At 61.7% G+C, this 12,414-nt stretch carries 11 protein-coding genes and 1 pseudogene; 1 reads left to right on the top strand and 11 read right to left on the bottom strand.

Annotation, left to right across the window (positions count from 1 at the left end; all coding sequences use genetic code 11):
• The 3 genes and pseudogenes from QE494_RS11250 to pseG form a co-directional block, all read right to left on the bottom strand.
• A pseudogene (locus QE494_RS11250) lies at positions 1-257 on the bottom strand (hypothetical protein); the annotation flags it as partial.
• On the bottom strand, positions 254-1,312 hold the full coding sequence (gene pseI / locus QE494_RS11245) for a pseudaminic acid synthase (RefSeq protein ID WP_300043380.1): 1,059 nt from the start codon (positions 1,310-1,312) through the stop codon (positions 254-256). The pseudogene QE494_RS11250 and the gene pseI, both read right to left, overlap by 4 nt.
• A complete protein-coding gene (gene pseG, locus QE494_RS11240) occupies positions 1,309-2,802 on the bottom strand; it encodes a UDP-2,4-diacetamido-2,4,6-trideoxy-beta-L-altropyranose hydrolase (RefSeq protein WP_300043378.1) in 1,494 nt (497 codons plus the stop codon). The genes pseI and pseG overlap by 4 nt, the downstream gene beginning before the upstream one ends.
• A 25-nt stretch (positions 2,803-2,827) precedes the next feature.
• Between pseG and QE494_RS11235 the strand changes: the two genes are divergently transcribed.
• Positions 2,828-3,151, top strand: coding sequence for a hypothetical protein (locus QE494_RS11235; protein ID WP_300043376.1), 324 nt, complete (start codon positions 2,828-2,830; stop codon positions 3,149-3,151).
• Positions 3,152-3,153: 2 nt separating this feature from the next.
• Here the strand turns inward: QE494_RS11235 and QE494_RS11230 are convergent, their stop codons facing one another.
• The 8 genes from QE494_RS11230 to QE494_RS11195 form a co-directional block, all read right to left on the bottom strand.
• A complete protein-coding gene (locus QE494_RS11230; RefSeq protein ID WP_300043373.1) occupies positions 3,154-3,948 on the bottom strand; it encodes a glycosyltransferase family protein in 795 nt (264 codons plus the stop codon).
• On the bottom strand, positions 3,945-5,120 hold the full coding sequence (gene pseC, locus QE494_RS11225) for a UDP-4-amino-4,6-dideoxy-N-acetyl-beta-L-altrosamine transaminase (protein WP_300043371.1): 1,176 nt from the start codon (positions 5,118-5,120) through the stop codon (positions 3,945-3,947). The genes QE494_RS11230 and pseC overlap by 4 nt, the downstream gene beginning before the upstream one ends.
• 14 nt (positions 5,121-5,134) lie before the next feature.
• The gene (pseB, locus tag QE494_RS11220) at positions 5,135-6,133 is read right to left on the bottom strand and encodes a UDP-N-acetylglucosamine 4,6-dehydratase (inverting) (protein ID WP_300043369.1); all 999 of its coding nucleotides are present in this window, start codon (positions 6,131-6,133) and stop codon (positions 5,135-5,137) included.
• A gap of 48 nt (positions 6,134-6,181) precedes the next feature.
• Positions 6,182-8,224 carry an N-acetyl sugar amidotransferase gene (locus QE494_RS11215; RefSeq protein WP_300043366.1) on the bottom strand — a complete coding sequence of 681 codons (2,043 nt, stop codon included), beginning with the start codon at positions 8,222-8,224 and terminating at the stop codon, positions 6,182-6,184.
• 6 nt (positions 8,225-8,230) lie between these two features.
• On the bottom strand, positions 8,231-8,893 hold the full coding sequence (hisH, locus tag QE494_RS11210) for an imidazole glycerol phosphate synthase subunit HisH (RefSeq protein ID WP_300043364.1): 663 nt from the start codon (positions 8,891-8,893) through the stop codon (positions 8,231-8,233).
• A 9-nt stretch (positions 8,894-8,902) separates the two neighbouring features.
• Positions 8,903-9,913: a class I SAM-dependent methyltransferase gene (locus QE494_RS11205; RefSeq protein WP_300043361.1), complete on the bottom strand. Its 1,011-nt coding sequence runs from the start codon at positions 9,911-9,913 to the stop codon at positions 8,903-8,905.
• Positions 9,910-11,190 (bottom strand): hypothetical protein, encoded by a 1,281-nt coding sequence (locus QE494_RS11200; protein ID WP_300043358.1) that lies wholly within the window; start codon positions 11,188-11,190, stop codon positions 9,910-9,912. The genes QE494_RS11205 and QE494_RS11200 overlap by 4 nt, the downstream gene beginning before the upstream one ends.
• The coding region (locus tag QE494_RS11195) for an asparagine synthetase B (RefSeq protein ID WP_300043356.1) at positions 11,166-12,414 on the bottom strand (1,249 nt) is incomplete at its 5' end. The genes QE494_RS11195 and QE494_RS11200, both read right to left, overlap by 25 nt.

Below are 12,414 nucleotides of genomic sequence, written 5' to 3'. Positions count from 1 at the left end.
CCAGCGAACACCACGCCATAGATCAGGCGCGTGAGCTCTGCCACGCTCGTGTAACGCCAGATGTGCCGGTAAACCCGCCACAGAAGCAGACTGGTGCCGTAGGACAGCAATGGCGCGGGCAGGGTCTGCAGCGTCATGGTCTGGAACTCGTCGGGAGTGTCCAGGTTGAAGCGCAGCCAGAAGGCAAGCCACCAAGACATCGCGATGAGCAGGAGGTCCATCGGCAGCTGAAGCCAGCGCGTAGGCGCGCCCATCATGCAGTAAGCTCCGGCGACAACAGCCGCCAAGCCATGGGCGTGCCGGCGGTCACGTCACGGCCGATGCACTGACCGAGCAGGATATCCAAATGTTTCGGCGGCAGGCCAAAGCCGGGCCGCACACAGCGCAGGTTGTCGCGCGTGAGTACCTCGCCGGCTTTAAGGTCCCGCGCGATGTAGAGCGAGCGGCGGAAGGCGAGGGACTGGATCTCGGCCGAGGTTGGGCCGTAGCTGACTTGGCCGACTGCCTGCCAGGCGCGTTCGGTTTCCTCGCGCAACTGGCGCAGCTCCTGCGGTTCCATCGAGAAGCTCGAATCCACACCACCGTCGGCGCGGCACAGGGTGAAGTGTTTTTCGATCACCGTCGCACCAAGCGCAGTGGCCGCCACCGAGACGCCGCAGCCCATGGTGTGGTCGGACAGGCCCACCTCGCAGTCGAACAGGGTGCGCAGGTGCGGAATGGTGGAGATATTGGTATTGGCGGCGGTGGCGGGGTAGGTGCTGGTGCACTTGAGCAGCACCAGCTCGCTGCAGCCGGCGTCTCGGGCAGCGCGCACGGCCTCGTCTATCTCGCTGGCTGTGGCCATGCCGGTGGACATGATCATGGGCTTGCCAGTGGCGGCCACGCGGCGGATCAGGGGTAGGTCTGTGTTCTCGAACGAGGCGATCTTGTAGGCAGGTACGTTAAGCGATTCGAGGAAATCCACCGAGCTGAAATCGAACGGCGTGCTGAAGCAGTGCACGCCCTGTTGCGCAGCACGTTCCATAATGGGAGCGTGCCATTCATAAGGCGTGTGCGCTTCTTGGTAGAGCTCATAGAGCTGGCGGCCGACCCACAGGCTTTTCGGATCGTCGATCACGAATCCGGGCGTGCGCAGGTTCAGCGTCATGGTGTCGGCTGTGTAAGTCTGCAGCTTGATGGCATCCGCGCCGTGGGCTGCCGCGGCGTCCACGATCGCCAACGCGCGTTCAAGCGACTGGTTGTGGTTGCCCGACATCTCGGCGATCAGATAGGGGCGTTGTCCGGAGCCGATCTCGCGGTCGAGGATCTTCATAGTGCTGTCTCCGTGGGGCCCGGCAGCGGGCCGATCGACTTTAGGTACTGCAGGGGTCGACAGCGGTAACCACCGGCTTCAAAGAGTTGTTGTGAAGTGCTGTTGCCGGGCAGCACGCTGGCGTTGACGGTGATGCCCTCCGATTGCCGGGCCCGGATGGCCTGCTCGCCCGCGGCCAACAGACGCCGACCCAGTCCCAGCCCCTGCAGCTCAGGGTCCAGGTAAAGAGAGACGTCCAGGGGACCGCTGTCCAGTCGATCGAAGCGGATGCTGCCCACCGGCAGGTGACCGACCTCGCCGACGAATAGCCAGCGCGCGGGATCAGCGAGCACGGCTCGCATCCAGCCCTCGTGGGCCTCGAAGGTGATCGGATCCTTTGTGGCCGAGACGGCGCGCACCGATGGGTGGTTGCGCCAGCTGTGCAGCAATCGGGCGTCGTCAAGCGTAGCGGGCCGCAGTTTCAGGCGTTCGCCCAGCAGAGACAGCGCCACGCGCTGTGCGCCGCGACCGTCCACCAGGGTGGTGGCCTGCTGGCCCAGGGCGTTGCGCGCGGCGGCATCGGACAGCAGCTGGTGCAGGGCCTCGGTCAGGGTGGGCAGGTCTGCTGCGCCGTAGGTGTTGTCGAGCCGTGCCGCGCGCAGCGCGCTCAGGCGGTCCAGCGCCGGCACGACTATCAACTGGTTGGCGGCCAGCACCAAGGCGATCGTCGGAGCGCCGATGCAGCAACGTTCCCACGTGGCGCCGCCACCCGCACCGATCTGCAGATCGTGGCGCCCAAAGAACGCCGTCAGCTCGGGCTCGTCGAGTGTGAGGGTGGTGCCGCTGTCCGTCATGCAGGCTCGCCGCAAGCCGGGCAGATACGGGCTGGCGGAGGTAGACACTACTTCCACGGGACCAGTGAACCCGACAGACCGGCAGGCGGACAGCACCCGGGTCGTGATGCCGTCCGGATCGGTTCCCCCCATAAAGATCCCGATGCTATGCACCGACTCGCGCGGATAGTAGCGGGGTGCACGCTGGTAGACAGGCGATAGCAGCGCGAACCGTGGTCCGCAGAGCCATACCGGGGCGCGCTGCAACTGATCAGCGTATTTTGCTTGGTGGTCTGCGTCCCAGTTGTGGTCCAGCAGTGCATCGGCAGCAATTGGGCGATCGGCCAAGTCGTCGATCACGAGCAGGCGGCCGCCCAGTGCCTTGCGTACCGCATCGTGCCAGCGGGCGTCGAAGGCGTAGTGATCCACAACGACCCAGTCGGGTTGCCAATCGCCCAGGGCCTCGGCGGTCTGCAGTGCATCGTCGTCGGCGCTTACACACGCCCATTGCACGTGCTCCGCCGCACATACAGGGGGCGTGAACTGGTCGCTGGGCGTTGGCAGCCAGTGCACAGCCACGTCTTGCGTGGCCAACACTTGACCGGCCACCGCATCCAGCGGGCGGCAGATGAAGCGCGTTTGTGCGCCGGTTTCAGCCAGCGCCTGCCCGAGAGACAAGCAGCGCTTTAGATGGCCGGTGCCAATGACCGCCGATGCATCAACGCGGATAGCGATTCGACTCATCCTACTGCCGCCCCCCATCAGGGCGATCGGTGATGCGCTGATCCCTTGGGGCCGCAGCTTCGGTTACTACAAAAAAAGGGGAGATTCCTTCAGCCGCGAATGCGCTGCCAACAGCTCGCTGGCCATTGTGCGCCGTGAGGACTTGATGCGCAGTCAAATTCACCATGGCAGTCATACATCCAGTATCCCAATGGCCGAGCTGTACGGGGAGAATATCGAGAACAAGCTCAGTGCTAAGGGCTGCTGCGCGGGCCATTGCTCTGCAGAACGCGCACAAACCTGACGTCACTTTGAAACAGGCTCGGCAAGCAACCTTGGAGGAACACTCGGGCTGCCTCTCGTGTTGCCCGATTTGATGACTAGCTTCTGTGAAATGTGCTGGTTGATCGCCATCCAGTCAGGACGCGCAAACAGCAACTTCAATACATCGTCTTGGTTGAAGTTGGGGAGTATGGGGTAAAGCGTATCGAACAAGCGGCACACTAATTCGTAGTCTTCTGGCGTGTCCACAGTCCAACGGTGGTGGCTCAGATCCACAGGGCTGACCACATTGTGCAGACGGTAGCGATCCGGATGCCAGTAAATAAAAGGGGTGACATGCTCACGCTCGGCGTCTTGAATTGCATCGGCGTGAACCTGGGCCAGCACGGCGGAGCTGAACACCTCCACTGCCATGCCATACGGCCAAGTGGGCGGCAGCATGTTGGACGCGTAGTCGCTGCAACGCTCTTCATATGCGGCGATCACGTGGTCGACCAGCGCTGGGTCAATCAACGGACAGTCGGACGTGATACGAACTACTACGTCGGCGGCGTGCAGGCGCGCCGCATCTGCGTAGCGCGAGAGTACGTCGTGTTCGCTGCCGCGGTGGCAGGGGACGCCCAGCTGCGTGCACAGCGCAGCGATGGGATCGTCGGACGCGTTGGAAGTAGTCGCGACGACAATGCCGTCGGCGCGCTGCACCCGGCGCAGCCGCTCGACTAGCCTCGTGAGCATCGGTTCGCCAGCCAGCGGCAGCAGAACCTTCCCCGGCAGCCGGGTCGAAGTCATGCGCGCCTGCACGATGATCAGCGTAGTCATGCCTGAAGGGCCACCGTCAAGGCCGCAACCACACGGTCCTGCTGCGGATCGGTCAAGGACGGATAGAGCGGGATAGACAGGGCTTGCGCGGCGTAGGCCTCGGCTGCCGGGAACTGGCCGGAGTGGAAGCCCAAACCGCGGTAGTAGGGCTGCAGCGGGATCGGCTCGTAGTGTACGTTGACGCCAACGCCTACCTCGCGCAGGCGGGCGAACACGGTCGCGCGATCGGGGACAGTGGGACCGGGCACCACCTCCACCACGTACAGATGCCAGGACGAGCGGGCGGTGGTACCAGGGCCAGGTACCCGCGCAGGCAACCGCAAGGGTAGATTGGCCAACAGCTGGTCGTAGCGCTTCGCCAAGCGTTCGCGGGCAGCGTGGAAGCCTTCGATGCGCTGTAGCTGAGAATGACCCAGCGCCGCCTGGATGTCCGTCATTCGGTAGTTGAAGCCCAGGCTGTGCTGTTCGTAGTGCCATGCGCCAGTATCTGGGTGAAGCAGCTCACTCTGTTCGCGAGTGATGCCGTGCGAGCGCAGCAGCTGCAGGCGGCGCGCAAGCGCCGCGTCCTGGGTGGTGACCATACCGCCTTCACCAGTGGTCACGATCTTGACCGGGTGGAAGCTGAACACGCTGGCATCGGCGTAGCGACTACCCACGGGCTGGTTGTTATAACTAGCGCCCACTGCATGCGAAGCATCTTCCAGTATCTTGAAACCGTAGCGGTCGGCGAGCGCCCGCATGGGCACGAGGTCGCAGGCCATGCCGCTGAAGTGTACCGGGATCACAATGGCGGGTAAGCAACCGTCACGTTCAGCCTGTTCCAGCTTTTCGCTCAGTGCGGCCACGCCCATGTTGCGGGTGACCGGGTCAATATCTACGAAGTCCACGCTAGCGCCGCAGTACAGCGCACCGTTGGACGAAGCGACGAAGCTGTTAGGACTAGTCCAAACCGTCTTGCCTGGGCCCGCGCCCAGCGCCAGACAGGCGATGTGCAGGCCTGCGGTGGCGTTCGATACTGCCACCGCATGGGCAACTTCGTGGCGTTGCGCGAACGCTTGCTCAAAACGGGGCACGGCTGGACCCTGGGTCAGCCAGCCCGAAGTCAGCGCCTCGCGCACGGCGGCTAGGTCGTCATCGTTGATCGACTGAGTGGCGTAAGGGATGAAGTCCATGGCGCTGACTGCAATCAAATGCGGCCAATCTTGTCTTGGTGCTGGGCAATCCAAGTCTGCAAGGCAAGTACATTCATCCACTCGGTGTTATTGTCGCTGGCGTAAGTGAAGCCCTCGGGCACGCGCTGGCCGTCCTTGATGCGTTTGAAGTCCTCGTGCCAACTATGGATGGCAGGCAGTATTTTGAAGTGCTCGGGATATTCGTAGGTGTAGTGTGCATCCTCCGAACTGATCATCTGCTCGTGCAGCTTCTCGCCCGGTCGGATCCCTACGATGGTGTGCTGAGCATCAGGGTCGACGGCACGCGCGATGTCGGTCACGTTCATCGAAGGTATCTTCTTGACGTAGATCTCACCGCCCTCCATGTCTTCGAACGCGTGCCAGACCAGTTCTACACCTTGTTCCAGCGTGATCATGAAGCGTGTCATGCGCAGGTCGGTGATGGGTAGTGAGCCTTTGCCCTTTTGTGTAAGGAAGAAAGGGATGACAGAACCGCGTGAGCCCATGACGTTGCCATAGCGCACCACCGAGAACTTGCAACCGTCTACGCCAGCGTAGGAATTACCGGCCACGAACAACTTGTCAGCAGCGAGTTTGGTCGCTCCGTAGAGGTTCACTGGACTGCTGGCCTTGTCGGTAGACAGCGCCACCACGCCCTTGACACGCCGGTCGATGCATGCATCGATGACATTCATGGCACCGTTGACGTTTGTCTTTACGCATTCGAAAGGGTTGTATTCCGCCGTGGGCACAATCTTTGTAGCAGCGGCGTGCACCACGTAGTCCACCCCATCCAACGCTCGGTACATGCGTTCTCGGTCACGTACATCGCCGATAAAAAATCGCACGCGTTCGTCGCCTTGGAAAAGCTTGGCCATTTCCCACTGCTTCATCTCGTCGCGCGAATAGATGATGAGCTTGCGCGGGTTATAGCGCGCTAGCGTCATGGGCACAAACGTGTGACCAAAGGAGCCTGTGCCCCCAGTAACGAGGATGGTTGACTGGGTCAGCATGTCTGAACAGCCCGTCGAAGTTGGAGAAAGGAGTGCGTCACCATCGAACTACTCACTGATTTCGTGCCGCTTCCAGCCGCCGTTAAACCACCAGACCCGCGGGTCGCGAAAAGTATCGGCGATGGCATCGAAGGTCAACTCATCCATCCCCACATAACTCAGCCAACGCTGGACATCGGAAGGCTTGAGTGGGTCGTGATGTCTAGCCAAGGCAATGCCCTCGGCACGCGAGAGCACTCCACTTCGAATGTCTTTCGAGGCGTGGTCCGTGCAGCGTCCGTAGCCGAATTTCACGTACTTGAGGTAGTCGTGCGCGCCATTCTCGTGCATGTCATCCAGGTTGGATGCGCGGCGGTACGTGCGTTCGAATGGCGTGTCGCCGGTCTCAAACCCATACAACTCCGAAGCCAGTTTGCTGTTGGCGTTGCCGTCCCACGGCACAAAGTTTGAAAGGTAGATGCCCTTGAGGTCCAGATCAAACAACTCCTGATCGCTGGGGTACTGGTAGGGCACCATGTCGGCCTCGGTGATGCCTTCAAAGCCCACCATGTAATTCCACTCGTAGCCGCGACCAAAGTGCTCCAGGCGGTTGCGGTAGCTCCACTCGACGAAATCGTTCATCGAAAACTGCCCGCACAGGTCGGCATAACCGTGCTCCCCCCAGACGACCAGCGGAATCTTGTGCAGAGCTGCGATCTTCATCGGCAGCGTGGCGATGCCCATGTGGCTGTGCCAGTTCATGTCGCCCATAATCTGGAAACCTAGCCGGTTGAGCTTTTTCAGCAGGGTCACGCTGGGCTTGTAGATGATGTGATCCACATCAAACACCTCGGCCATGCGTCGCAGGTTGCGTTCGCCCTCTGGGGTGTAATTGTTTCCGTAATAGGTCACCAGCAAGGGGGTGTAGCCCAGTACGTTCTTCACGTAATGGGTCTGGAAATAGCTGTCCTTGCCCCCTGAGACGCCGATCACGCAGTCGTGCCGCCTGCCGTCGGGTGAACGGGCTTTTTCAAAAATCCCGCGCAAAATGGTGTCGCGGCGTTCCCACTCCGATACCGCGAAATCGGTCTTCATCTGCGCCATCTGGCAGCCTGTGCACAAACCTTTGGAGTCGTACTCCATGGGTGTGGCACTGAGCGACGGGTACAGACACTGGGTACACCAGCGCATCTTTCGCTCTCGCGGGTCTCGCGCCGCTGTAAAGAGACCTTGACGAGCATTGCTCAGTCGCGTGTCGAGCTTGGACTTTTCGATTTGAAAGTCGTATTGCGGCTCGCGCGCAAACCACTTGTTGGACAGTTGAACGGGCCGCATGGCAACGCCAGCGTCGATGCAAGTGCGTTTGGCGTGGGGGTACGCCAGTTCGTAGAAGTTGAAGATGTTGGCCGCCGCCGCTGCGCTGGCACCGGCTTCATTCAAAGCGGGCACAAAGTCATCGTATGTGCCGACGCCGCCGCAAGCGATCACAGGAATCGACACAGCGGCGGTGACCGACCGCACCAATGCGAGGTCGTAGCCGATGCCCGCTCCATCGCGGTCCACCGAGTTGAGCATGATCTCGCCAGCGCCCCGTTGTTCGCATTCGCGCGCCCAGGCCACCGGGTCCAACGCGGTAGGCGTCCTGCCGCCGTCGATCATGACCTCCATTCGGCCATCGGGATGTCGCAGCACGTCGATGCTGGCCACCACGGCCTGGGCTCCAAACGCCTGAGAGGCCTCGGTGAGAAGAGCGGGGTTGCGCACCGCTTCGGAGTTGATCACGCACTTGTCTGCGCCGGCAGCAAAACGTTCGCGCATGGCCTCAATGTCTCGAATGCCGCCGCCAACGGCTAGTGGCATGAAGCACAGTTTGGCAATCTCAGGCAGCAAGCCCAGCAAGGTGCTGCCCTGGTATTGCACCTGGAGGTCGTCGCGGCGCAGGTCGTGGCGGTCTTCGGTGGAGATGTCGAGCAGGATCAGCTCGTCGACGTTCCAGTTGGAGAGTCGTCGCACCGTGTGCATGGGGTTACCGATGCTTTGGTGGATACTGAACAGTTGGCTGCGCACGATCAGCCCGTTTTTGAGCAGCAGCACCGGGATGAGGCGTTTCATGTTCGGTTACCGGAAATGGCGCACCAGGGCGTGCAAGAGATTGAGGCCGGGTTCTTGGCTTTTCTCGGGGTGGAACTGAGTACCGAGTACGCGACCCTGCGCCACGATGCTGGCGATGTCCGTGCCAGCGAATGACGTTGTGCCCATGCAATGCGATGGTGTCTTGACCTCGAAGTGGTAGCTGTGCACATGGTAGAAATCGGCGTCGTCCATCTCGAAGGGCAGCGCCATGGTTGCATGTCCCTTGAGCCGAACCGTGCGCCAGCCGACGTTGGGCACGCGGTGCTCAGGCGGCCGTTCTTGCAGTTTGACGACCTGCCCCGGTATGAGTCCCAGACCCGGGTGTTCGCCGTGCTCCAGCCCCCTGTCGGCCAACAACTGCATGCCCAGGCAAAAGCCCACCACCGGACGCTGGCGCTCCAGCGCGTGGCGCTGAATCGCTCCAGCCAAGCCACTTTGAAACAGACGTCGCGAAGCCTCGGAAAACGAGCCCACCCCCGGCAGCACCAGCAGGTCGGCGTCGGCGATGGCGGCCGCATCGCGGGCCACTACCACCTTGGCACCCACCAGGGTGAGTGCATGCGTGACCGACAGAATGTTTTGAATCTGCAGGTCCACCAGGGTGACCGTGCGTTGCGCTACTGATGGCGTGTTGGCGGGATGGGACATGGCAATGGCTCAGGCGGGCTTGCGCGCGACGACCCAAAGATTGGACGAAAGACCTTGCGCCATCAGGAAACTTTGGAACGCCTGGCCTTGCTGCGCCCAATCGTCGATCAGCACCTTCTTGAGAAACGGCTGATCGCTCAGATCGAACGCGCCTTCGAGCACCTTGTTGCGCACGAGTTCGGCGTCCAGCAAACCGGGCGTGAAAGACTCCAGCACCTCCAGGCCCACGCGCTGCAGCATTCTTTGCAGCGAGGACGGGTTGAAGTAGTTGAGGTGCTCGTGATCGACCGTGTCGCTGACAGGGCCCAGCGTCTCGACGTCAAATCCCTGGCCGTTGGGGCAGGTCAGCAGCAGCAAACCGCCAGGGCGGAGCAGGCGGACCATCTGCTGGGCAAAGTCCAGCGGACTGAACAGGTGTTCGATCACCTCGAAGCTGGCCACCACATCGAACAATTCCGCCGGTTGCAAGGCCACTTGCTCAATGGGCTTTTCAATCACTTCGATGCCGCGCTCCCGACAGCTGGCAGCCAGCCCTGGCGTGGGCTCGACACCCACAACGCGCTGGAAAACCTGGCGCGACTTGAGCTCTGCGCAGAAGGTGCCGAACCCTGCACCGACCTCCAGCAGCGAATCGGTCCGTTTCAGGTGCCGAGTGCAGATATCCAGCAGGCGGTCGACCCTGGGAACAAAGATGCGCTGGCGCCGCGATGCCTCGGTGGCCGGGAAGATGTGCGCATTCCAGTAGGCGTAGTTGGGCGAGTCCCGATAGAACCAGGCAAGCACTTCCGATGTGGGGCGGGGCGACACATAAAGGGTCTGGCAGGCCTCGCACTCCACGTACCGCAGCCCGTTCTTGCTGTAGCGGGCCACGCGATTCGCGGTACCGCAGGCCGGGCAGTCCACCTCGATGAACTCGCTGCAGCGCGTGAGCAGGCGGCCCACGTCGGTCAATGCAGCGATCTTTTGGCCTGCCATCAGGTCTTTCGGGCGGATCTCTTCTTCGGTCAGTGAGGTCGTCATGGCGTGTTCAGTAGTTGCACGGCCACTTGGGCCACACGGGGAGCTGCCGGACCAGGGGGAACCGACATTGTGCAATCAGCAGCCAGTGTCGGCGGTTGGTTGAGCAAGTGTGCAAGATTCTCGAGGCTTTCGGCAGGTTCGCTGGGGCCCAGGCTGCCCAGGTCGAAATCGGCGCTCTGGACCCAGGCAGAGAAACCCAGGTGCACGACTCGCTTGCCCAGCACGGCGGCTTGCAGGCCCACCGTGCTGAGCTGGTGGATCACGGTGTCGGCAGCGTTCAGCAAAGGGGCGATCGGTTCGGTTGCCGGGTTGCTGAGGTACACGCCGTCTTGGGGTCCCAGTGACGGGAACTCGTGGTACTGGCTCGGGTGGTAGCGCACGATCAGGCCAGTGTTCGGCGTGTTCTGAACCCAATTCCTCAAAGACCGTTCCACGGCCAGGCCGAACTCGGCGCCGGGCAAGGTTTTGTGACCGGGCTCCAGAATGCCAGCCCACAAAGCCACTTGGCGCCCCTGCCAACCGAGTTTGGCCCGCAAGGCCTGGGCCTGTTGAACCGCTTGCTGATCGAACAGCTCGTCAAAATCGGGGCTGCCGGTGACCACCACCTGATCGGGTTCGAGGCCGCAGGCCAGAAACCGTTGGCGCACCTCGGAAGCAATGACGGTGATGCGCTGCGCCTGCACCGGCCTGCGCAGAAAAGGATCCGACGGCGGCGCAAACAGGTCGACCATGGTAAGCGTGGGGATGCCACGACCCACGGCTGCGCGAATCGCGGCCTCTTCGGAGCGCGGCGTGCTGGTGGCCACCACCAGCCCGGGTTGAAGCGCGTCCAGTACAAGACCCATGAATTCAACCGGCATGAAACTTTGGCGCCCTCGCTGCTGATATAGCCGCCGCGCGCCCGCAACACCCTGGGCGTCAACCAATTGAAGATAGTTGATACCCAGGTAGCAGCGAGTCTCTTCGAGTTCCACTTCGGGGTGTGTATTACCGTCTAGCAGCTGATCACCCCAGCTCAAAGCACGCTCCGACTTATGACCTAGCAGCGGCAGGAAATCCCGATAGCCCAAAGGTTCAAGCCCCATAGATCGGGCCTTCGGGTGACCGATTGTGAGAGCCAGCAAAAGGCATTCAACGCCATGGCGCTGCAACTCTTTGAGTACCGGCGCGATCTTGGCGATATGGCTCGCCCCGTAGCTGACAAAGAATGCCCTGCGTTGACGGTCTGGATTTCGAAAATGTGGCAAAACTCTCATGCTCGAAGTGCTTTTTTCCAAATTGCCAGCGCCGCCAATGCACGCAACTCGCGCGTGAAGTTGCCGCTGCCGTCGCGGTGCTGGTCCAGCATGCGGGTAACCACGGCTGGCTCGAACAACTGCTCGATCACCTCGCTGTCTGTCAGTTTTCGACGCAGCCAGCCATGCAGCTCGCCCTTGAACCAGTCACCGATGGGCACGGTGAACATCTGTTTCTTTCGGAACGCCAGGTCCTCACCGATCAGCGACACCGCGGCTCGTTTGAACCAGTGCTTCTTGTCGCCCTGCTCCGAGAGCTTCGTGGCGCCGCGCGAGCGGAAGGCGAATTCCATCATCCGCCAGTCCAGAAAGGGCGTGCGCGCCTCGATGCTCGCGGCCATGCCCATCCGGTCGGGCTTGACCAGGTTGTTGCCGCTCAGCAGCAGCTGCATGTCCAGATAAAGCGCTTGGTTGATGCGACCAAAGTGCCGGGCTTCCTCAAACCAGGGCGTAGCCGCGGCCTGGAAGCTGTCGATGCCGGCTAGTTGTGCCCGCACCTCCGGCCGGTAGAGCGCCGCCTTGGCGGCGGGGCCGAAAAGGGAAATGCTGTCGAAACAAGAGCGCTCGAACGCGTGTTGCGGCAGGGTCAGCGCATCGTGGCGGGCGAAGAATTGCGCGTACTTGTCGTAGCCCGCAAAGAGCTCATCACCGCCATCGCCGGTCAGCACCACCTTGACATGTTTTGCCGCCAGTTCGCTCACGCGCAGCGTCGGCATAAAGGATGCATCGCCATGCGGCTGGTCCAGATGGTGCAATACACGGGGCCACTGATCCAGCATGTTCAGTTCAGCCACCTCCATCGTGTGGTCACAGCCAAAACGCTGAGCCGCCTGCATGGCAAAGGCGGACTCGTCGTAACGCGGATCTTCAAAACCAATGCAGAACGTCTTGACCGGCTCTTTCACATGCCGCGCCATCAGGCCGACAATGGTGCTGGAATCCACCCCCCCCGATAGAAAGGCGCCAAAAGGCACGTCGGCACGCAGGCGAATGCGCGTGGCGTCGTCGAGCAGCGCCATGAACTCTTCGGCCCACTCGCCAAACTCAAAGTCTTCCTCGCGTTGATCCGCCAGGCACCACCAGCGCTGCGTCTGCACATGGCGGCCCCGCTTGTACTTCTGCCACGTGCCGGGCATGACATGCCGCACGCCCTCGTAAGCAGTCCAGGGCGCCGGGATGTAGTTGAACGTCAGATAGTGGTGTATG

The sequence above is a fragment of the Ramlibacter sp. genome (assembly GCF_029866045.1).
Classification (GTDB): domain Bacteria; phylum Pseudomonadota; class Gammaproteobacteria; order Burkholderiales; family Burkholderiaceae_C; genus Ramlibacter.
Note: the sequence above shows the minus strand (reverse complement) of the source record. Positions and strands in the feature narration are given on the sequence as shown.